Origin of the sequence: Nitrosococcus wardiae (assembly GCF_004421105.1) — a bacterium.
GTDB lineage: Bacteria > Pseudomonadota > Gammaproteobacteria > Nitrosococcales > Nitrosococcaceae > Nitrosococcus > Nitrosococcus wardiae.
In genome coordinates, this window is the sequence record NZ_CP038033.1 from 3,405,868 (window position 1) to 3,427,697 (window position 21,830).

A 21,830-nucleotide genomic window follows, 5' to 3' on the forward strand; every position below is an offset into this window, starting at 1 on the left:
ATCGTGGAACTCTCTTTCAGGCTTGATTTGCCCTTCGCTGCAAGTAAGGTTTCCCCGCAGCTTCTCTGTAAATATAGTTCAGGAAAGGGGTTCTTAACGGCTAGAGATGAAATAGAGATCGGAGGCTTTCAGCCTCCAATGCGTGACATTTCGACCTTATCGAAAGAAACGGTTGCTGCACTGCGTAACTCTGAATAGCGGTCATTGCGGCGCCACCAGATGAGCTTGAGGAAAGCCGCAAGATCCGCATCGGAACAACCATTGCGCAGCCGCCGCCGCAGATCATAGCTGCGGCTCCCAAACAAGCAGGTATAAAGCTGGCCATCGGCAGCAAGCCGGGCCCGGGTACAGTCCCGGCAAAAGGGCTGGGTTACCGAGGCAATGATCCCAATTTCTCCCCCGCCATCACCATAGCGGTAACGGGTAGCCACCTCTTCAGGATAAGGGGAAGCGATCCGTTCTAGGGGCCAGTGGGCACCGATTTGGTCAATTATCTCTTGGGCAGAGACAACTTCTTCCCAGCGCCAATCATTCGTGTGACCCACATCCATGTATTCAATAAAACGGACAGTATGCCCACTATGCCGAAAATAGCGGGCCATAGGCACAATATCCTGATCATTCACGCCCCGTTTAACAACCATATTGACTTTGATCGGCATGAGCCCGGCTTTGGTGGCCGCCTCGATCCCCTCTAACACCTGGGCTAGAGGAAATTTAACATCATTCATGGCCATAAAAGTGGTTTCATCTAAGGAGTCCAGACTTATCGTCACCCGCTTTAGACCGGCCTCCTTCAGCCTCTCTGCTCGAGAAGCTAGCAAAGAGCCATTGGTCGTCAGAGTCAGGTCTTGTAGCTCCTCAATGGACGCCAGCATCCGGATCAACTGCTCTAATTCCTGGCGGAGCAAAGGCTCGCCCCCTGTAAGCCGAACTTTCTCAACACCGAGAGAGGCAAAGATCCGCACCAGACGGCTTATTTCTTCAAAAGTCAGTAACTCATTACGGGGCAAAAAGGCCCACTTTCGACCATAGATCTCCTTGGGCATGCAATAAGGACAGCGAAAGTTACAGCGGTCAGTCACAGAGACCCGCAAATCCCGTAAAGGACGATGGAAGGTATCGACAACTGCCAAGGGCTTGCTTCCTTAACTCAAAGCCGTTTAGTGAGGAAAAGTAAAATTTTTGAGATAGGTTAGGGAGAAAACACGCCTACCTCTCCAGGCTTTCGTAACATCTTATTAATCTCACCTTGATGGATCTCCTCCTCTGAGATCAATCGCCGTGCATATTCTTCAAGAAAAACTGAACGATCTTTTACCAAACTCAACAATTCAAAATAGACCTTGAGGGTAGCCTTTTCATGCTCTAGGGATTCTCTCAAAATAGCCCCAATATCATGATTGTGAGTCTCCAACAAGGGACCAATCCCCAGGGAAGGATGACCACCAAGATGGGTAATTATTTCCCCTGCTTCATGGGCATGGGCAAGGCCCTCTTCCGCTTCTTTGCGCAACCAGGAGACAATAGGTATCCGGCTATAGCCAAAAACCATAAACGAGTAATGGGTATAACGCACCACTCCCGCTAGCTCCATCTCCAGGATCTGATTGAGCTTGGCGATAACCGCCTCAGTATCAATATTTTCGTTACTCATAACGAGCCTCGCTAATTGCCCTTGTCTCGCTTCGGTCCGTCTCTCAAATGCTCACTGACTCCTCGATGCTCCTTGCCTCCAAGGTCGATAAGATCCAAATTACCCGTCAATTCTGAACCCTACCTTCAAGCTCACCTGCCAATGCTTGATCTGCCCCTTATCATCAATCTCACCCCGGGTCTCGGCCAACTCAAACCAACGTAGGTTATGAAGGGTTTTCGAAGCTTTATTTAGCGCCTGTTGTACGGCATCCTCGATACTTTGGGTAGAGCTCCCGGTCAACTCTATCTTTTTATAGACATGATCTGACATAGAAATTTCCCCCTTACTTTATGAATATCTAGGCGTTCACCTAGGGCACCGTCATCAGTTTAGACTTGCCCCCCCTGATAGGGTAGGCAATAGCCAGCCATTCTGCCAAATTTAACGTCCGCCCGGCACCGCATTCAACCTTGTGCTTCTCTTCTGGAGCGTGGCTAAATCCAACACCCCTTTCTCTTGAAAAGGAAAATCGGACTGCCCAAAGCCTAAGGTGCGGGCCAGGTGTAATCGTCCAGCGATTTTGTAACTCAGCTTCTCTTGGCCTTGAAGGAAGAGAACCTGTTGAAGTAGGCTGATAAGGGTGGTTGTCGCCCGCACCTCCACCTCAGCACTGCCAAAACGAGGTACGGCAAGGAATTGGTTACTTAACCCCTGGGCAAGGGAATGTCCATTCAAAATAAGTTCTATATCAATCCCATTAATGGGCAGGGCGGTATCATTGGGATTATCGATGCGTAAGCGCAGTAAAAAAGTCTGCGCCAGCATGCTCGCTTCTTGGAACTGGAGATGAGTGAGATAGACCCGTGGTCGTTCATAGTTTGGAAGGGTGGCACAGGCCATCAACGCTAAACTCAAAAGAGCAAGTACTCCCCACCTGGGGTCTAAAATTGTTTTAATGAAATTAATTTTTGGCAACCTACTTCCTAACCATTAAGAGATATCGAAGCGAATCCCTTGGGCCAAAGGCAATTCCGTGCCCCAATTGAGGGTATTGGTCTGCCGCCGCATGTAGTTTCGCCAAGCATCAGAGCCTGCCTCCCGGCCCCCGCCGGTTTCCTTTTCGCCCCCAAAAGCCCCCCCAATTTCAGCCCCTGAGGTCCCAATATTAATATTGGCGATACCACAATCGCTGCCACAGTGGGAAAGAAACTGTTCTGCATGCCGGAGATTATTGGTAAACAAGGAGGAGGAAAATCCTTGGGGGACAGCATTGTTAAGTTCAATGGCCTCATCCAGGGTTTTAAAGGGGATCAAATAGAGGATGGGCGCAAAGGTCTCCTGCTGCACAATCTCCCAATGATTCTCAGCCCGGACTAAGGTAGGCTCGACAAAATATCCAGTTCTCTGGAGCACCTGGCCGCCGTAGAGAATCTCAGCTCCCTGGTGCTTAAGCGCTTCAATGGCATGGTTAAATCGGGCCACGGCCCCCCTATCAATCAGGGGCCCCACTAAGGTCTTTTTATCGAGGGGATCCCCAATGGGAAGCTGGGGGTAAACATGAACGAGCCGAGAAATTAATTCCTCATAGCGGCTTTGGTGAACGATAAGACGCCGCGTGGTGGTGCAACGTTGCCCCGCCGTGCCTACCGCCCCAAAGACCACCGCCGGCACGGCTAAATTAAGATCAGCCGTTTCATCCACAATCACTGCATTATTGCCAGAGAGTTCCAGCAGGCTCCGTCCCAACCGTGAGGCCACCAACTCACCCACTCGCCGCCCGACCTCGGTTGAGCCAGTGAAGGAGATCAAGGGAAGCCGTGAATCTTGCACCAAACTCTCGGCAAGTTGATTATCATCGGTGACCAAAAGGTTAAACACCCCTGGATAACCGACCTCTTCCATCACTTGGTTGCAAAGGTGCTGCACCGCCACTGCCGTTAAAGGCACCTTGGGTGAAGGCTTCCAAATCACCGTATTGCCACAGATGGCGGCAATCAGAGCATTCCAAGCCCACACTGCGACCGGGAAATTAAAAGCAGTAATCAAGCCAACCACCCCTAAGGGGTGCCATTGTTCATACATGCGGTGGCGGAAACGTTCCGAGTGCATCGTCTTGCCATAGAGCATCCGCGACTGGCCCACGGCGAAATCCGCCATATCAATCATTTCCTGCACTTCCCCATCCCCTTCTTCCTTGATCTTGCCAGTCTCCAAGCTCACCAGGCTACCCAACAGATCCTTATGGGCCCGCAGGGACTCCCCCAACCGACGCACCAACTCCCCCCGTACCGGAGCGGGGACGGTACGCCAGGTTATGAAGCTCTCCTGGGAGGTGTTAATCAGGGTTTCCATATTGGAGGAGGTCGCTCCCCCGACACTGGCGATCCGCTGCCCAGTCGCCGGATTGATGGAATCAATTCCCCGCTTGGTCTCCTTTCCAGACCAACATCCCGGTCCCCAACAAACTCCTGGATTGAAATCTTCTAGGCCTAGATCCTTAAGTAATTTCATTGTGAACTTACCTTTGTTGTGGAAGCCGGATAGTTTTCTTCCAGCTCTTGAAAGGTCCGGATAATACACTCCACCGCCCAATGGATTTGCTCCCGGGCAATAGTGAGCGGTGGTGCTAAACGGACCACCACATCATGGGTTTCTTTGCTTAATAGCCCCCGTTCCATCAAGGCTTCGCAAACGGCTCGCGCCGTCACCCGTTGCGGATCAACTTCAATGCCAATAAACAGGCCTCGACCCCGGATCTCGCGAATCAGGGGACTTTGCAGCCGGTGAAGCTGTTGTAATAAGTCCTCTCCCAGTTCAGCCGAACGTTCCGGCAAGCGATCTTCAACCAGGATCTTGAGAGCTTTCAAAGCTACCGCACAAGCTAAGGGATTACCCCCAAAGGTACTGCCGTGATCTCCGGGCTGAAAAACCCCCATGACTTCCTCCCGGGCCAGGAATAAAGAGAGGGGTAATAGCCCCCCACCCAGGGCCTTGCCGAGAATGAGGCCATCCGGTTGGACTCCTTCATGCTGGCAGGCAAACAATTTACCGGTGCGTCCCAACCCGGTCTGAACTTCATCACAGATGAGCAGCACATGATGACGGCGGCAGATCTCGGCACATCCCCGGAGATAACCCTTATCCGGGATAATAATACCCCCTTCACCTTGAATCGGCTCTACCAGAAAAGCGGCGGTATGGGGCGTTATTGCTGCCTCCAAGGCTTCCAAGTTATTGTAGGGAATACATTTTAGACCCGCAGGAAAAGGGCCAAAGCCTTCTCGGTACTGGGCTTCAGAGGAAAGGCCCACAATGGCGATGGTACGTCCATGGAAATTCCCCTCACAGGCGAGGATTTCCGCCTGCCCTGCCGGGACTCTTTTAACTTGATAGGCCCACTTGCGGGCTGCTTTAAGCGCGGTTTCCACGGCCTCTGCGCCGGTGTTCATGGGGAGAGCCCGGTCTTGCCCACTCAACTCGCAGGCATACTTTAGCAACGGCCCTAGGCGATCGGTATAAAAGGCCCGGGAAGTCAGGGTCAAGCGCTGGGCCTGGTGGACGAGAGCCTGGACAAGGCGGGGATCGGCATGGCCATGACCCACTGCGGAATAGGCACTCATCATGTCCAGGTAACGTTTTCCTTCCGTATCCCAGAGATAGACTCCTTCGCCCCGGGTCAATACCACCGGCAGCGGATGGTAATTATGCGCTGAGTACTGATTTTCCAATTCGATGATAGGGTTCATGGGCAAACCTCTGTGGCGTAAATAGTGAGCACAGCAACTCACCAATAAGGCCGGCCGTCAGGTATCCCTTATCCAGGAAGGGGTTATATTCGGCAATCTCCACTCCCCTAAAGCGGGGCTCTCCCTGGATCTGTCTCAACAGGGCGATTAATTCCCCCTTGGGGATTCCCCCTAGAACCGGAGTACCCACAGCCGGTGCTTCGTGAGGATCGATAGCGTCGAGATCAATGCTTACTCCAAATCCTGCAGTCCGGTTCCGTACCCGCTCCAAGGCATCCTGAAATACTTTTTTAAGGCCACGGCGGCGCACCTCATCCATAAAAAAGACCTTCACCCCTAGCTGTTGCAGCAATAAATACTCCTCCGGCTCAAAGCTGCGTATACCGATAAGCACCACATGCTCTGGCAAGAACTTGGGCCCCTGGCCGCCAATAGCCGTTAGCCGGGGATCGCCTAAGCCTAGAAGACAAGCCAGGGGCATTCCATGAAGCGCACCACTAGGGCTGGTTTCCGGCAGGTGACAGTCCATGTGGGCATCTATCCAAATCAACCCCAGGGGTCCCCCCACCTGGGAAACACCACTCCAGGTACCGATGGCGCAGGAGTGGTCGCCTCCCAAAACGGCGAAGGATTCACCTTTAGCTACCGCATTACCGGTCGCCTGGCTTAACGTCATCGAAAGCGCCTGGACGGCAGTCAGCGCATTCTCATGGTTCGCCGGAGGTCGTACCGTGAGTTCCCAGGAGGCTGGCACGCCTTGCTGGCGCAGATGAGGGACTAGGCCTTGCTGACGAAGAGACTCGGGACCCGCCTCGCAGCGGCGGTCCTTGGCGCCCCAACCGCTTGCGGCACCGATAATAGAAACACTCTTCATGGCTCCCACCTTTTTCCATCTTGATGCAGATCTCCCTGCGCTTAATCTGGATTTTTCACCACCAAGACACAAAATTGATTTCTTTGTGCTCTTAGTGCCTTTGTGGTGATCTCATGAATTATCCCGGTTAATACCTTACTCATCCCATTGGACCCTCTAAACGCTGCTTTTGTTCGGGTAAGTAACTCGGCAAAAATTTTGAGAAAAATGCGGTCAGTTCCGCTTTGCTCACGCTCCGAGAAGTCGACAAGTAGCGTGCGCCGTGCGCAGGAAAAGGCCTATACCGGCGGGGATGAGCGCCCAGAGAAATCAACTCCTCAAAAATTTCTCTGGGAGACTTACTCCAAGTTATGGGAACGCCCGGTGGCTCCTAAAGTCAAAAAGTAAAGGGAATATCTACCTTGAGGACTTGGAAATGGGAGATCCCTATACCCTCTTTGCAAAAGATCTGGTCACTACATTACTTGAGGAGGCCCCTCAATTAGCTCCCGATCCCGATAATCCTTGCCGGGTGCGGGCCCCCCGACCCGATGGAAATTTTGCCAGCCTTAATCTCACTCCCTTCCAAGGGCCACCCCAATTGGTCTCGGCTCTGCCCTACTTTCAGCATGTCCTCACCATGGACGATTTGCTGACTGCTTACCATCAAGCCAGTAAGGCCATGCCCTTAGAGGGAGACCTGCCTGGGATGACTATCAGCCCACCGGCCCGCTCCTTGTTAGCGGATTTACTCGAACAGGCACAGGCCACCTTAGCAGACACCCATGCCCAACGCATTGCCCGTTTCGTGCAAAATTTCGATATTTATGTGGCCGTCAAGGCGGTGGAATCCCTACTCAATAGCCGGGCCGATCTTGCCTTGCTGGGCATTGCCGAGGAGCAAGGCTGGACTGTGCATTTTGACCATGTGGCTATCCGTTGCGGCTCGGGAGCAACCCAAGATGCGGAGAGAGTGGCGCAACTATTACAAACAATACACGGTTATCTGCCAAGCCAGGTTCCAGAAGAAGCCGCCTATCAATTTCCGGACGGCTGGGATGCCTATCCGTTATACAAAATGCTGACGAATGGCCAGGTGCTGCGGATATTTTTAGATCAATCCGATGCCGAGGCACCGGCCCAAATCATCCAGCACTGGAATCGGGTTTATGGTTTTACGGCTCATCACTTGGCGCTACGGGCCAGTCGACAAGGCTCAGATGAGCGCCAGGCGGTGAGTTTGGAAACCCTTATCCAGGCCCTGAAAAAAGCGGGTATAGATTCCAGGGAAGCGACTGGCCATTATACGGCAGGATTGCTATTGCAAGTCTTTGTCCAACCCGAACGTCATGTCAAAGTAGCCTCAAAGATCAAACAAGAACTTGCCGCTATTGATCCCAGTCTTGAGCGCAGCATTGAAAACGGCAAGCTATTGGAGTTGGTTTCACGGCGCGAGATGCCGGCTCTCTTAGCGAAAGAATATTTTGCCCTTTATGGCTTAACCTATGAACAGAATAATCCTCTCCATTCAGCGCCCTACTATCATTATTTTCTTCCCGCGCAAGCAGCCCATGTGATCAGGACTTCGGTCGCCTAGAAGAATTTCCCGCTTAGGTTAATGTTGAAATAATTGCTTGGTCTAGGGGGGAAGAAATCGCTTCTAAGGCGATTGCCCCCAACTGCCTGGCTAAGCTTATTGGGCTTGAATTTCCTGATGAATACGGCCTATTTGACGAATCCAAGGATTATACCTTTGCCAAGGTTGCGGGAGTTCTGTCAGCGCTTGGCGGGCGGCGCTGACACTCTCATAAACGCCGCTCACTAACGTATATCGATACTGCTCCCTCTCGATGAAGCGAAAATAGGCAGAGTCGGAAGGAAGAGGATAGCGCTGAACAAACTCAAAGAACCATGTTTCATCAGTGGCGGTGAGTAATTGCAGCGTATAGTGATCGGCAGGCTGGGCTAACAGCCAGTTAGCATCATGAAGGTCGGCGGGTAGCAGAGCAAGCGTTCTTTCCTCCATTTTATTCACTCGATTTGCTAGCGCCTCCACCCCGGCGCGCAGGCTCGCTGTTTCCTGGATGAGGGTTTGCTGACCGCGGCGGAGATTGTGCCATCGTTGCTCAGACTGAGCCAAGGTTTCTTGCAAGGATTCCAATTGTTCGCTCATTTGAGCGACTTGGGTATTCAATCCGCTTTTAGCTCCGGTTATCTCGTCTAGGCGTTCGGTTAGCGCGCCAAATTTAGTGTCCAGGCGCTGGAGATGATCTAAATGCAACCAAATGCCAATGGCGGGCCATAAAAGGAGGAATGCCACCAGCAGGAGGGTTGCAGGGGTCCAGATCCGTTTGCGTTCGGCGTGCTTGCGCTGGGGAAGAGGCAGGGGAGGCACCGCAGGTTTCACTTCTTCCCGGGCGGGTGCGCCGACCCAGCGGCGACGAAGCCATTTTTCCACCTCTAGCACCATAAAGAGTAAGACACCGATAGCAAGGATTTCGATTCCATGGACGATATCGATGGGGCGGGTATCAAAAAAGCGCTCCATAAACGGTGCATAGGTGAAGATAAGCTGTAAGAAACCGACGGTAATCACAGCGATGAATACCGCCCATGTGGCTTTAAGTCCCCGCCAACTCAGTGAACTCGCTCCAAGGTAGCGAGCACTGAAGAGATAGAAAACCTCCATTACCACAAGGGTATTAACGGCGTAGGTTCGCGCTTCTTCCAAGGAGGCGCCCTGTTGTCGAGTCCAGGCAAAAAAACCGAAGATCCCGACGAGAAAAAGGAAGGAGACAAAGCCGATGCGCCAGAGTAAAAATCCGGATAAGAGCGGCTCATCACGCCCTCGCGGCCGGCGGTGCATCACATCGGGTTCGGGAGGTTCAAAGGCGAGGGCCATGGCCAGCGCCACGGAGCTAACCATGTTAACCCAGAGAATTTGAAGGGGAGTAATAGGTAAAGTTAACCCCATGACGAGTGCGGCGAGGATAGTGAGGGATTCGCCCCCATTGACGGGCAATAGAAATAATATCGCCTTCTTTAGATTATCATAGACCGTGCGGCCTTCGAGTACCGCCCGCTCGATGGATACGAAATTGTCGTCAGCCAGCACCATCTCGGCAGCCTCTTTGGCCGCTTCCGTTCCTTGACGTCCCATGGCGACGCCTACATCGGCCCGTTTCAGCGCCGGCGCATCATTGACGCCGTCGCCGGTCATAGCCACGACTTCCTCCTTCGCTTGCAAGGCCTGCACCAGGCGCAATTTATGCTCAGGCGTAGTACGGGCAAAGACGTCAACGCGCGAAGCCACCTTCACCAACTCCGTCTCTTCCACCAGGGCCTCATCGGCGAGCCGTTCGAGTTCGCGCTCGGCGGTAGCCTCGTCTATATCCCGCCGTTCAAGCTGCTGGGTAATTGCTTGGGCGGTCACCACCGACGCTTCGGTAAGGCGGTCCAATTCGCGCCCCGTGAACACTTCGTCCACATTCTCCAACCCTAGCTGTCGAGCAATCGCCCGGGCGGTCGCGGCATGGTCCCCGGTAATCATCTTGACCCGGATGCCGGCCGAGCGGCATTCTCGAATCGCGGCGATAGCCTCTTCCCGTGGCGGATCTATAAACCCAAACAGACCCAGCAGCACCAATCCTTCTTCGACATCGGCAAAGTTAAGCTCGGAATGCTCAGCGGCCACCGGGCGGGTAGCAACCGCCAGCACCCGCTCCCCCTGTTCGGCGATGGTTTGAATCTGCTCCTCCCAATAGGCCCGATTAAGGGGCGCTTCTTCGCCGCTGCTTTCCCGTTGCCGGCTGCACATATCGAGCACTCGCTCGGGAGCGCCTTTGATAAAGATATAGCCGTGACCTTCGTGGTCGTGGTGCAGGGAGCCCATGAAACGATGTTCCGAATCGAAGGGAATGACATCGGTACGCGGGTAATATTTCAATTCGGATTCTGTCTCAAAACCGGCTTTGACGGCGGCAACCAACAGGGCCCCTTCCATGGGATCGCCGCTTACTTGCCATTGATCACGATGATGTCGCAGGCTGGAATCGTTGCATAGTAAACCGGCGCGTAGCATTTCGATGAGTTCTGAATAGTCATCCGCTGCAACCTCCTGACCGTCAAGGCTGAACCCGCCGGCATAGGGTTCATAGCCGGTACCGCTTACCGAGAATAGCTTGCCCGCCGTAATGACAGAACGCACCGTCATCTCATTGCGGGTTAGCGTGCCTGTTTTATCGGAGCATATGACGGAAACGGAGCCTAGCGTTTCCACAGCGGGTAAGCGTCGAATGATGGCGTTGCGGGCCGCCATCTTCTGGACGCCGATGGCAAGCGTCACCGTCAGAATGGCGGGCAACCCTTCCGGAATTGCCGCGACGGCAAGGCCGACCACGGTCATAAAGGTAGCGGCTAACTCCTGCCCTAGCCCTAGATAGCCGTAAAGGAAAACTATAGCGGAGACACCGAGGATGACTATTGTAAGAACACGGGCGAAGTGGTCCATCTGTTGAAGTAGGGGTGTGGTGAGTTCCTCCACCTCAGAAATCATGCCGCTGATTCGCCCAATCTCGGTACGGGCACCGGTCTTGACGACAATCCCTCTCGCCTGGCCGGCCGCAACGAGGGTGCCGGAGTAGGCCATAGAAAGGCGGTCGCCGAGATCCGCCCGCACCTCCACCGGGTGGGTGACCTTATCCACCGCCACTGATTCCCCGGTAAGCACCGCTTCTTGAATTCGCAAGCCTTTCACCTGCAACAAGCGCAGATCCGCTGGTACTTTATCGCCGGCTTCAAGAAGCACAACATCACCCGGCACCAGCTCCTCAGCGGCGATATTGTAACGCTGGCCATTCCGGACAACAGAGGCAGAGGGAGAAAGCATACCCCGGATGGCTTCCAGGGATTTTTCCGCCTTGCCTTCCTGAATAAAGCCAATAATGGCGTTGACAAAAACCACTCCAAGGATGACCCAAGTATCAACCCAATGTTGGAGAAAGGCAGTGAGTACTGCGGCTCCGATCAAGACATAAATCAGCAGGTTATTGAATTGAGCCAGAAACCGCATCAAAGGGCCGCGCCGTTCCGGTGCGGGTAATTTATTCGGGCCGACCTCAGCCAAGCGCCGCTCCGCTTCCCCCTGGGAGAGGCCCTCAGAACTGCTTCCCAGGTGGTCAAGTATTTCCGCTTTTCCCAGGGCGTGCCAGTTACGGTGCTCCTTCACGAACTTATCCTCTGTTGTTGCCTGTTTTGGTTCCGTTTTTGTAAATGGAAATTCCTTGTCTATTTTTTGAGATAGAGTGTAGAGGGAAGAGTAGACCCCCGCAAACCCGGTGCCTTCTCACCTCTATAGGGGAGTTGTCCCTCTTTAGCTTAATTTTAGGGTCAGTGAGAGACTGATGCGCTCGCGCCAATCATCTAGCATTGGAACCGAATTTAGAGGCTGTTGGAAAACCCTGAGTCTATAGAAATGGAGGAGGAAGAAGATGTGTGTTCAACAGAAACAGAATAGGACTAACGCACTCCAAGCGCTTTGAGGACGCCGAGAATGGCCGGGCCTATAGCCACCAGAAAAAAGGATGGCAGTATGCAGAAGATAAGGGGAAAAATCATTTTGGTGCCCATCTTTGCCGCCATTTCCTCAGCCCTTTGCATCCGTTTATCCCGGAATTCATCGGAGTAAATTCGCAGAGTATCCGCGATACTGGTGCCGAAACGCAGACTCTGGGAAAGAAAAGCAACAAAACTGTGGATATCCTCTATCCCCGCTCGCGCGGAAAAATTTTTCAATGCCTCGACGCGATTTACCCCCGCCCGGATCTCCATGTTCACTAAAGTCAGCTCCCCGGAAAGTATGGGATGGCTAACAGCGCATTCTTCCGCTACTCGCTTTAAAGCCGCATTCAACCCCAAACCGGCCTCGGTACAGGTGATCAGCAAATCGAGTACATCGGGGAAACCGTTGTAAATCTGGCGCTGACGTTTTTTAATTAATCGTTCTAGAACGCTATTCGGAAATAATAGCCCGATAAAACTTAAAAATAGGCCCAAGAAAACAATCTGGAAGGTGGTAAATTTAGGATAGAAAATTGTCGTTAAAAAGATCGCAGCCGCCGGCAGAATGATTCCTGAAAGCAACTTAATAGCATAAAACAGGGGAAGTGCATTACCTGAGCGGTAACCGGCGTGAACCAGCTTGGTCGTGGTTTTGGAGCGTTCCCATTCTTGCCGCGGTAAAATATAGGGTGATAAAGGCGCTATCGCTTCCGCTACCGCATCCGAAGTTTTCCTATCATGATGTCCGGAATTAGCAATGGAACGCAGCCGTCGGCGCATGGGATCAGACAATCCAGCGGCAAGTAACAATAAGGCCAGCACAAAAAGAGTGGTCGCCACACCCATGATAATGGCAAAGAACCACGTGGTTTGACCAGGCTCATTCAAAATTTGCAGAAGATATTCCATAGGGGGACCCTCAAACATCGATACGGATAATACGCCGCATCCAAAAAACACCCACCATGATATTAATAAAAGCCAACAGGATTAGGGTTCGACCCAAGGGTTCCTTTATCAACATAGGCAGGTATTCAGGGTTGGTCACATGAAGTGCCGCTGACAGAACGAAGGGGACTAAAGTCAAGACCCAAGCGGAAATCCTCCCTTCTGCCGTGAAGGTCCGTACCTTGCGCTGAAACCGAAATCGTCCTCGCACGACTGCGGCGATCTTTTCCAGGATCTCCGCTAAATTACCGCCCGTATCCCGCTGCACTAAGACTCCAGTCACCACAGCCATCAGACTCATGCTAGGGACCCGCTGCAATAGGCTGAGGAATGCGATTTTGATATTCATGCCGTAGTTGATGTCCGCAAACGTGGTGCGAAATTCTTTGGCCAAAGGATCTCGCATTTCCTCTGAGGCGACGTGTAATGTTTCAGCAAAAGGATATCCCGCCTTCATCGCCCGGCTCATGATATCAAGGGCCTCTGGTAACTGTTCCTCAAATTTGCCTATCCGCTTGTCCCGCTCTATGCGAATCTTTAAGATAGGAAAAATGAAACTCACGAAGGCCACCAGCAATCCCAAGAGTGGGGACCGGGACAGAGCCCACACCAGCAATCCGAAACCCATACCCAGGCCAAAAGCGAATAATACGACCCGGTAAGCGGCGGTCTCCCGGCCCGATTGCTTGATAAGCAGACTCAGCCGCGCCATTCCTGGCAGCCCTTCTATCCAGCGCTCAAGGGGCGAGAGCTTATGAAAGCTTTTCTCCCGTAACAGAGAGATCGCCGCGGGGTCTAGTGTCTCTATGGTTCCCTGAATACGCCGCCGCAGATTTTTCGCCGCCTGGGCTGAAGTTCCAAAGGTGGGGACGATAATAGCGGTGGCAAGCAGGAATACCGCCAGAAACACCATAATCAAAAAGATCAGTTGGTCACCGACCATAGAATATACCCTATCCTTAATTAAGTATTTCAGTGAAAGTTTTGAAGTATTCCTGGAGCGAGCCGGTGGCGTGGAGCTAGGGGACAGGGAAGTCCCCGCAAACCCTTTTTTCAGGGAGGAAAAACGGGTTGGCGAAACACTACCGGCTCGCTTCTAAAACACCTCACATTTTATTCATAGGTATTTACACTTGACGATCAGGATCGAAAAGATCAAAATCGAGCTCAATTCCTCGCTGGCGCAAACGTTCATGGAACTTAGGCACGAGTCCCGTGGATTGGAAGCGGCCTTGCACATTGCCATCGCTGTCGATACCTTGGCGATGAAATTTGAAGATTTCTGACATGGTGATCACGTCGCCCTCCATGCCCTGGATCTCTTGCAGGCTAACCACTCTGCGCTTCCCATCCTCCATCCGCTCGAGCTGGATGACAATATGGATAGCAGCAGCCATCTGCGCACGCATGGCGCGAATAGGCAGATTAAATCCGGCCATCGTGATCATGGTTTCAAGGCGGGAAAGCGCATCGCGAGGAGTATTGGCGTGAATCGTTGTGAGTGACCCATCATGACCCGTATTCATCGCCTGCAGCATGTCCAAAGCCTCGGCCCCGCGCACCTCCCCCACAATGATTCGATCCGGACGCATGCGCAGACTATTGCGGACAAGATCCCGTTGTGTCACCTCCCCTTTGTTTTCAATATTGGGCGGTCGTGTCTCCAGTCGCACCACATGGGGTTGCTGCAGTTGCAGTTCCGCCGAGTCCTCGATAGTCACAATCCGCTCATTATGGGGGATAAATCCAGAGAGCACATTGAGCAAGGTCGTCTTACCCGATCCGGTGCCGCCTGAGACCAAAACATTTAACCTCGCCTTCACAATCGCGCTGATGACCTCTGCGATCATGGCAGTAAGGGTCCCATACTCAATCAGATCTTCAGTGCTGGGGCGATACACGGAAAAGCGGCGTATCGATAGCATGGGACCGTCAATCGCCAATGGGGGGATGATCACATTCACCCGAGAACCATCTTTCAGGCGGGCATCGACCATGGGAGAAGACTCATCGATGCGGCGCCCCACATTGGAAACAATGCGGTCAATGATATTTCTCAGATGGGCGTCATCCCTGAACTGCACCTCAGTACCCTCAATTTTTCCTTGCCGCTCCACATAGACTGAATGGTGGCCATTGACGAGGATATCGGAGACGCTCGGGTCAGCCAGCAGGGGTTCCAAGGGTCCTAATCCCAGAACTTCATCTTCGATCTGGGTCACCAGCCGCTGCCGGATAGCAGCAGGCAGGGGAACGGATTCCTCTATCATGAGGCGGTTAACCACCTCACGAATCTGAGTGCGCGCCTGTTTTTCCTCAAGTCCGGTGACTAAAGAAAGATCGATGACTTTAAGAAGTTTCTGGTGGATATGATGCTTCCATTCTCTTTCTAAGGCAGATGCCGTTTCCTTTGCATGGGCCTGATCGTCAGCTGCCAGCGAAGGAGTATTCGCCTGTACCAAACTCTCTTGCGAACCCGCGTTACGCATTCTTTCCTTTAAATTCATAAACTAAATACCCTCAAGCTAATGTGGCAGAAAGTACGATAGCGCCCTTCGCAATATATTTTGGGGTTGCGCTTGGGGTTGACCACTGAGCTTCACCGCCACCTTGAGGACGGCTTTGGTAATGGCCGCATTCCTTTCGCTTTCAAAAAGGGGAACACCCGTGTTAATGGATTGCATGACTCGTTTAAAATCATTGGGGATGAGCAAAAAACTCGAAATCTTCAAGGCATCCCTCAGATCAGCCAAGCTAATCGCATTCTTATCTTGATGGCGATTCACCACCACATAGATATTTTCATCCAATACCGCCAAATCCCGTTGGACAATTTGTAGCAGCCGCTTGGCATCGCGGATGCTAGTTAAACTCTCCTGCATCACGATGATGACATGATGAGCCCGTTCCAATACCGTGCTTGTCAAGGAGTCGATTTGCCGGGGCAAATCGACTACGACATGCTCATAAGCTTGGAGGGAGACATCCAGGAGACGATTGAGATCTTTTTCAGAGATTTCCCAGGGCAGTAATACTTGCTCAGAGGCGGAGGCCAAAAGGTGTAACCCGCTAGGGTGTTTTCCCATATAGCCTTCAAGAGCAACCCCATCGAGTTGGTCTACCGCAGCAAACACCTCTGAGAGGCTGTTGCGAATATTCATATCCAGATAGAGAGGAAGATTGCCAAATTGGAGGTCCATATCCATTAAAGCCACCTTGATCCTGGAGTGGACAGTCATCATATGGGCAATATTACAGGCAAGGAACGTCGCCCCTGATCCGTTGGTCGCATTGATAACCGCCGTCAGCACGCCTTGCCCCGTTACGGCCGGCGAATGAAGCTCTTTCGCAATTTGCAATGTGGAAGCCAATAATTCTTCTGGCGGTGCGGGATGGGTAAAAAAGTCACGGGCCCCCGCCTGCATTGCTCTTCGCATGACTTGGGTATTTCCCGCCGGTCCGATGGCAATCATCGGCAAGCCTTGGGAAGCCGTGCGGATTCTAAGGGCACGCAGCTCCTCTTCCCAAGCAGCACTCAGGACCAGCAAAAGAATATCGGGTTGGGCGGTGATTCCATATAAGGGATCCGCATGGCCATTTTCGATATGGTGAATGCGCACCTGTAGCTCTGACGGGTCACGAAATAAACGTCCCATCGCCTGTAGATGCTGTTTATCCCGCCCCGCAACAAGTATCATGGGTTTGTTTCTCATTCAGTGTCTGCTCCTGACCTTTAATTCCTCGCTTGGAGTTTGCGGCTAAGCCTCGCTGGGTTGTTCCCGACAGCCGCACTCGCCTTGTTTCCTCCTCGCTGGAGGGGCATGGCACTTCCTTGTGCTTCTTCGACGCTTAAACCCCAAAACATTCTCGGGTCCCTAGATCGGGGATATAGCCCAGGCTTTCAGCGGGGAGTGTGGTGCTAAAGGCAGGCACCTCCAAGGTTTGCCCCACAAAGGGAATCAGTAAAGTATGCTGATAATTAGTGATGCCAACTCGTACATAAGCGATATCGGCAAAAGTTGCCGTGGCCACACCCCCATTATCAAGATAATTGAGGGTCACGTTGCCCGCTGACAATCCGCTGAGAATGGGGCTGGAATCTCCCCCATCTGGCTCGCCGAAGATAGTAATGCGAGCGATAGCAGGATGATTGACGGGACAGACAGTGGCAACTCGCGCCCCACGCCGCGTTGCTTCGGCAATGGTGTTCCAGACGAAAAATGCCCGCGCGACTTCGATAACCCCAAATAGCACGATCATGACTAAGCCAGCAATAAGCGAAAACTCCACCGTGGTCATTCCTTGCTGTGATGTCTTCATAAAACCCTCTTAACTAGCAATCCTGTTAGCCGATATTCCCATTTTCTTGTGTAATAGGGACGCATTGCTTTGCTCTGCGCCCTCTCAACCTAGCAATCACAAACCCAGGCCTGACAGCAGCGATTTATAAGGCTCTCATGGTCGTCGCCGCCTGGAAGTTGAGCTCAAGCACAATGTCCTCACCCAACCCAAACGCAGGTATCCTTGAAAACATCGGTTTAAAAGCAAAAGTAGCGCTGACCCGGACATGGGCGGCATCAAACCCAGCAGCGGTAACCTCTGCCGGCGACCACCCTTCTAAGAGCGGACTACCGCTTGCCGTCGTATTTCCATACACCACCAAATTCTTGGTCTCCGCCTCAGTCGCCGCATCAATGTCAATCACCCCCGTCGCCCCCTTAATAGCATTGTCGGCCAGGTATCGCGCCCCATCCCGCACGGCTTTAGTCAAGGTGTTGTACTGGTAAAAGGCACGGCCTAGCTCGGCCGTCCCCAGCATCAGCAGCAAAATCACAGGAAGCACGATGACAAACTCAGTCGCCGCAATGCCCCGTTGCCTGGTTTTAGTTGAATCACAGGGTGGTCTCATCATGGCTTACGAATCTTGGCTATCCGGGTCCTTATAAAGGACGATTTTGTACAGATCAAAGTCATCGTCATCGATGGGCGGAGCTTCGATGACGCTACCATCGGCCTCACATTCGGCGATGAACTGTCCATAGATTTCCTGGGTGTTGCCTGAGTGGGAAGTGGGCCGAGTCATGAAAAAGCAACCATAACCCAACACCTCCACCTCTCCTCTCCCATCCGTGGTGCCGGTGCAGTTGCCAAAGGGCACGGCCAATATTCGGCGTTGGGGAACACCCATCCCCTCCGGCTGGGGACTGTAGTCCCAAGGCCCGTTCTGCAGGCGGCTCAAGTAGCCTTCATGCCAAAAGTAGTTACCTGAAGAATCAAAATCCCTGTAAGTCACCACATCAGGAGGGGCCTCACTCGAAGACATGCCCCCCTGATAAATACCAAAACGGGTATTAAATCCCTGGGCCACAGGGCCTACGGTATTCCCCGGTTTGGTGGTGACACTATCCCCTTCAATACAACCTTCGTATTCACCAGAGAGGGCGTCCCGAACACAATCTCCGCCTGGACCGCAATCCAGCTCAATCAACTGAAAGTTACCGGGCCCCACTTCCCAATCACTACTGTTCCCCGAATGGGTTTTGAGAGTCTGTTCTTCCTCTCCATCCATGGAATAACCAAAGCAATTCCCATCGGAGCAATCCGTATCCCCTGGATCGGCGCAGAGAACCATAGGTGCGATATCACATTTCTTAGGCCCTAGGGGGATGGGACCCGCAACCGCACTTCCCCCTACCGATTGAGTGTTGCCGACCCCAGGGAGCACCTGGGCCAGCCAGACCTGCATGGGAAAGTCATTCACCCTTGTCCGGAGGTAACGGGGATTGATCCCCCCGGGAACAAAAGGAGACAAGGTCTCAGAAACCTCCACCGTGGGAACCAAACCGGCATCCGCTAGTTCACCCTCAAGATGCATATTGAAGGTGGTTAAAGCAGCCGCGGTGGCCTGACCCACATCATGCATATCGTTCAGGACCTTGGCACCGCTCAGGGCGGCGGCATCCAAAGCATTCTGCAAACGGGTTTTATTCAGGTAAGCATGCCCCATATCCAACGCCAACCCGGCCATGCCGATAATAGCGATCATGCCCACAGTGAACAGAACCATAGTCACCCCCCGCTGGGAATGGGGCATAGCATACAGTGCGTTCATTTCAGTCCCTCATATTCACAAATAACAGTACCGATCACTGGCCGATGAGGATATTTAAGGGCAATTCTTTTTCCACTTTGCTAGGCTTGCCCACATCCTGGCGATATTCTTTCAAGGCTTCCCCCGCCTTGGCGCCATCCAGTGCAGCCGGCGGATCTACAGGAGGATTACGGGCGGCCTCCGGATCGTAGATTTGCGCCTGGATCATATTGCGTACTGAATTGCCAAAGTCCTGCTCGACACGCACCGGATCAGTGCTGGTACAACCGAGCAGTAGCACCAGGGGAATTCCACCGGAAAAACAAAAGACTTTTATCAGGTTTGCTCGCATCGGGGCATGCTCCTTACAACTGGTGGCCAAAACGGTGACTCTCGGGGCCAATATCAATAATGCCCTGAGAAGATGGGGAGGAGTTCGACATTTCCCGCGCCTCCATTCTGCCCATTAGATAGAACTCAAGATCGGTAGGGGGGACAAAACTGTCCGTGGGCAGTTTGACCTGCTGGGGTGAAATGGGACGGGCTAAATGGGGAGTGACGAACATCACCAGTTCCGTCTGGCCGGACATAAATTCTTGGCTCCGGAATAGAGCGCCCAGGATCGGCACATCACCCAGGCCTGGAAGCTTAGTCACGAGTTCCCGAAGGTTATCGTTAATCAATCCGGCAATACCGATAGTCTGACCATCGGCTAATTCCACGGTGGCTTTGGCACTGCGCTTAGTCAGCGAAGGAATCACGAAGGTGCTTTCGGTGCCTTGGACTCCCACGGTGACCGGGACGTCTTGAGACAATTCGCTCACCGCCACATTGAGCTTAAGATTGATGCGGCCAGAATCCAAAACCAGCGGTAAAAATTTGACGATCACGCCAAATTCCTTGAACTCAATGGTCACATTGCCGGTAATACCGCTTTGGGGAACCGGAATGGGAAACTCTCCTCCCGAGACAAACTGAGCTTCTTGACCCGTCAGCGTAGTGAGGGTGGGTTCCGCCAAGACTTTGGCGAGCCCTTTCTGACGTGAAGCTTCCAGCACCGCTTCCAGGAAGAATTTGCTACTCAGGTAGCTCAGAAAGACCCCCTTATCTTGTATTCCCGGAGTGTTCGGCTGAAAGAGATCAACCACCGGGCCAATGGGACTATCCTCTCCATTGAGAGAACCTAAGATGGGAACCTCATTGCCGCTGGGGGTCAAAGCGTTGGGAAAGGAAGCCCCTCCACTGTTAGCACCCAACTTCCAGGGGCTGTCGAAGCTAAAGACATTAAAATTGGAGTCGAACCGTTTCAGGACCGTACGGGCAATCTCAGCGACTTTAATCTCCAGCATCACCTGATGGGCGCCGCCTACCTGCATCAGATTAACGACACTGCCTTTCTTGCAGCCCTCCTGGTTAGCCCCACTAGCGCCGCGTCCACCCTCACCTTGTTGAATAATAATGGGGGTTCCTTGGGTGGTATCCCGCACTAGGACATTCGATTCGGCACTGATGCATTCGGGTAAAAACCCTTGGGCTAAATCCTCCGCCGCCTTCATCTTCACCACACTTGAGACCTGCCCGCTGAGAATAATCCGTTCTTGGGCGGAATGGACTTCGATCACTTCACCGGGCAACAACCGATGAAGTTTACGTTTTAACATATCCAGGTCATGGACGACCTCGATGTTGAAGGAAGCAAAAACCCGTTCATTGTTATCCCAAACCACCACATTGGTGGTGCCGAGCGCCTTGCCCACCACATACAATTGACGGCTGTGGAGCATGAGAATATCGGCGATACCCGGGTTACCCACAGAGATCCTCTTTGCCCTTTCTTCAAGCTCAATCACCCCAGACTTATATAAAGGCACTTGAAAGTCGCCATCGATATTGGATTGAATAATCAGATTCTCCGACTGTCGTGGGGTCAAGGGAGAGGTTTGCGCCAAAACAGGGGAAGTAAGGCTGAAAAAAATAATAAGATTAATGGCGAGCAATAAGCTACCGCATAGCCAGGATTGGTGATTGCCAACGACAAAATGATTTTTTTGCGGGGACATGCTGAGGATTCTCCTTTCTATAGATATAAGTCGCTGGCTAATCGTTCGGCGGCAAAATTAATCTCTTTAGATTTCCCTGCTTATTTAAAAAACCTCAAGCGTTCCTGCTCCTTCCAAGACTTAAGCTAAAGCCTGACTTTGGAGATATCCACCTGGGTTCCCCGGATCACGGTGACCGAATCGGAAACAGGTTGCGGTGCTTTAGAATAGGTTTTCTTGGCCACCTTTACCGGTTCAGGATCTTTGATAAGGGCAACATCTTGCGGGTTACGCAGAACCAGTTGAATGGTCCCCTCCTCGGTCGCCTTAAATAGCTTCTCCGCTTGCTTCGGATCGGCTTCCAGGGTCACCGCGCGCACCACCAGGGGCTGGTTTTTATCCTGGGAGGCCGTTTGATCCACCGCCAGGACTTTTAAATTTTGCAAAATAGTCTCGATTTGAACTTGGTTTTTACTTCTATCAATTTTACGTGAGGACAGGACATCCACCTGATTGCCGGGCAAAAGAAAACCCGCCACACCGATGACGTCATTGACACGCACGGTCACCGCCCGTTTATCGCGGGGAACAAGGGCCGATAAGGTGCTACCGCCAAGCTGCTCCACCGCCCGATCCTTCATGATCGGCTCGCCTGGATAAATTTTTTGACTGGCAATTCGGCCTTCCACGGCGGATGCCTCATGAAATATCCCCTCTGGCACGTTATCGGCAGGCCAGGAAACAACTTTTAGGTGCATCGCCTCGATTTTCTGTCCAAAGGGTATTTCCAGGGCAGCAACCACGACGGAAGCAGTCTCTGGAGACACCACTTCTACCGGCCCAGGCTGCATTCGCTTCTGGAGCCATTGATTGGCCATCCAAGTGGCACCGGTCCCCAGGACGATGGCGATGAAAAATAGCATCAAACTCTTACGCTTGATCATGTTGACCTCCT

19 protein-coding genes are annotated in these 21,830 nt (G+C 52.6%); 1 reads left to right on the top strand and 18 read right to left on the bottom strand.

The window, feature by feature from the left end; translation table 11 throughout:
* Positions 1-128: 128 nt before the first annotated feature.
* The 7 genes from moaA to E3U44_RS16110 all read right to left on the bottom strand — a co-directional run bounded on the left by moaA (position 129) and on the right by E3U44_RS16110 (position 6,259).
* Positions 129-1,136, bottom strand: coding sequence for a GTP 3',8-cyclase MoaA (gene moaA / locus E3U44_RS16080; protein ID WP_134359117.1), 1,008 nt, complete (start codon positions 1,134-1,136; stop codon positions 129-131).
* 59 nt (positions 1,137-1,195) lie between these two features.
* The gene (locus tag E3U44_RS16085; RefSeq protein ID WP_134359118.1) at positions 1,196-1,657 is read right to left on the bottom strand and encodes a ferritin-like domain-containing protein; all 462 of its coding nucleotides are present in this window, start codon (positions 1,655-1,657) and stop codon (positions 1,196-1,198) included.
* Positions 1,658-1,756: 99 nt separating this feature from the next.
* Positions 1,757-1,969 (bottom strand): dodecin, encoded by a 213-nt coding sequence (locus E3U44_RS16090; RefSeq protein ID WP_134359119.1) that lies wholly within the window; start codon positions 1,967-1,969, stop codon positions 1,757-1,759.
* A gap of 111 nt (positions 1,970-2,080) precedes the next feature.
* A complete protein-coding gene (locus tag E3U44_RS16095) occupies positions 2,081-2,554 on the bottom strand; it encodes an LEA/WHy family protein (RefSeq protein WP_240761581.1) in 474 nt (157 codons plus the stop codon).
* 75 nt (positions 2,555-2,629) lie between these two features.
* Positions 2,630-4,150, bottom strand: a complete 1,521-nt coding sequence (gene amaB, locus E3U44_RS16100) for an L-piperidine-6-carboxylate dehydrogenase (RefSeq protein WP_134359121.1) — start codon at positions 4,148-4,150, stop codon at positions 2,630-2,632.
* Positions 4,147-5,385, bottom strand: coding sequence for an ornithine--oxo-acid transaminase (gene rocD, locus E3U44_RS16105; protein WP_134359122.1), 1,239 nt, complete (start codon positions 5,383-5,385; stop codon positions 4,147-4,149). Before rocD ends, amaB begins: the two co-directional genes overlap by 4 nt.
* Positions 5,342-6,259, bottom strand: a complete 918-nt coding sequence (locus E3U44_RS16110) for an arginase (RefSeq protein ID WP_134359123.1) — start codon at positions 6,257-6,259, stop codon at positions 5,342-5,344. The genes rocD and E3U44_RS16110 overlap by 44 nt, the downstream gene beginning before the upstream one ends.
* A gap of 415 nt (positions 6,260-6,674) precedes the next feature.
* Here E3U44_RS16110 and E3U44_RS16115 point away from each other — a divergent pair, with 415 nt between their 5' ends.
* The gene (locus tag E3U44_RS16115; RefSeq protein WP_134359124.1) at positions 6,675-7,835 is read left to right on the top strand and encodes a hypothetical protein; all 1,161 of its coding nucleotides are present in this window, start codon (positions 6,675-6,677) and stop codon (positions 7,833-7,835) included.
* A gap of 96 nt (positions 7,836-7,931) precedes the next feature.
* Here the strand turns inward: E3U44_RS16115 and E3U44_RS16120 are convergent, their stop codons facing one another.
* The 11 genes from E3U44_RS16120 to cpaB form a co-directional block, all read right to left on the bottom strand.
* Positions 7,932-11,465, bottom strand: coding sequence for an HAD-IC family P-type ATPase (locus E3U44_RS16120; RefSeq protein ID WP_134359125.1), 3,534 nt, complete (start codon positions 11,463-11,465; stop codon positions 7,932-7,934).
* 290 nt (positions 11,466-11,755) lie between these two features.
* Positions 11,756-12,706: a type II secretion system F family protein gene (locus tag E3U44_RS16125; protein ID WP_166805107.1), complete on the bottom strand. Its 951-nt coding sequence runs from the start codon at positions 12,704-12,706 to the stop codon at positions 11,756-11,758.
* 10 nt (positions 12,707-12,716) lie between these two features.
* Entirely contained in the window at positions 12,717-13,688 is a 972-nt protein-coding gene (locus tag E3U44_RS16130) for a type II secretion system F family protein (protein ID WP_134359127.1), read from the bottom strand.
* A 184-nt stretch (positions 13,689-13,872) separates the two neighbouring features.
* A complete protein-coding gene (locus tag E3U44_RS16135) occupies positions 13,873-15,252 on the bottom strand; it encodes a TadA family conjugal transfer-associated ATPase (protein WP_134359128.1) in 1,380 nt (459 codons plus the stop codon).
* An 18-nt stretch (positions 15,253-15,270) separates the two neighbouring features.
* Complete coding sequence (locus E3U44_RS16140; RefSeq protein WP_134359129.1) at positions 15,271-16,458, bottom strand: CpaE/TadZ family protein; 1,188 nt, start codon at positions 16,456-16,458, stop codon at positions 15,271-15,273.
* A gap of 136 nt (positions 16,459-16,594) precedes the next feature.
* Complete coding sequence (locus tag E3U44_RS16145; protein ID WP_134359130.1) at positions 16,595-17,065, bottom strand: TadE/TadG family type IV pilus assembly protein; 471 nt, start codon at positions 17,063-17,065, stop codon at positions 16,595-16,597.
* A gap of 124 nt (positions 17,066-17,189) precedes the next feature.
* A complete protein-coding gene (locus tag E3U44_RS16150; RefSeq protein WP_134359131.1) occupies positions 17,190-17,657 on the bottom strand; it encodes a TadE/TadG family type IV pilus assembly protein in 468 nt (155 codons plus the stop codon).
* Positions 17,658-17,660: 3 nt separating this feature from the next.
* Positions 17,661-18,857 (bottom strand): TadE/TadG family type IV pilus assembly protein, encoded by a 1,197-nt coding sequence (locus E3U44_RS16155; protein WP_134359132.1) that lies wholly within the window; start codon positions 18,855-18,857, stop codon positions 17,661-17,663.
* Positions 18,858-18,891: 34 nt separating this feature from the next.
* Positions 18,892-19,188, bottom strand: coding sequence for a hypothetical protein (locus E3U44_RS16160; protein WP_134359133.1), 297 nt, complete (start codon positions 19,186-19,188; stop codon positions 18,892-18,894).
* A gap of 13 nt (positions 19,189-19,201) precedes the next feature.
* Positions 19,202-20,896: a type II and III secretion system protein family protein gene (locus E3U44_RS16165; RefSeq protein ID WP_134359134.1), complete on the bottom strand. Its 1,695-nt coding sequence runs from the start codon at positions 20,894-20,896 to the stop codon at positions 19,202-19,204.
* Between the two features lie 125 nt (positions 20,897-21,021).
* Positions 21,022-21,819, bottom strand: coding sequence for a Flp pilus assembly protein CpaB (gene cpaB / locus E3U44_RS16170; RefSeq protein ID WP_134359135.1), 798 nt, complete (start codon positions 21,817-21,819; stop codon positions 21,022-21,024).
* Between the last annotated feature and the right edge of the window lie 11 nt (positions 21,820-21,830).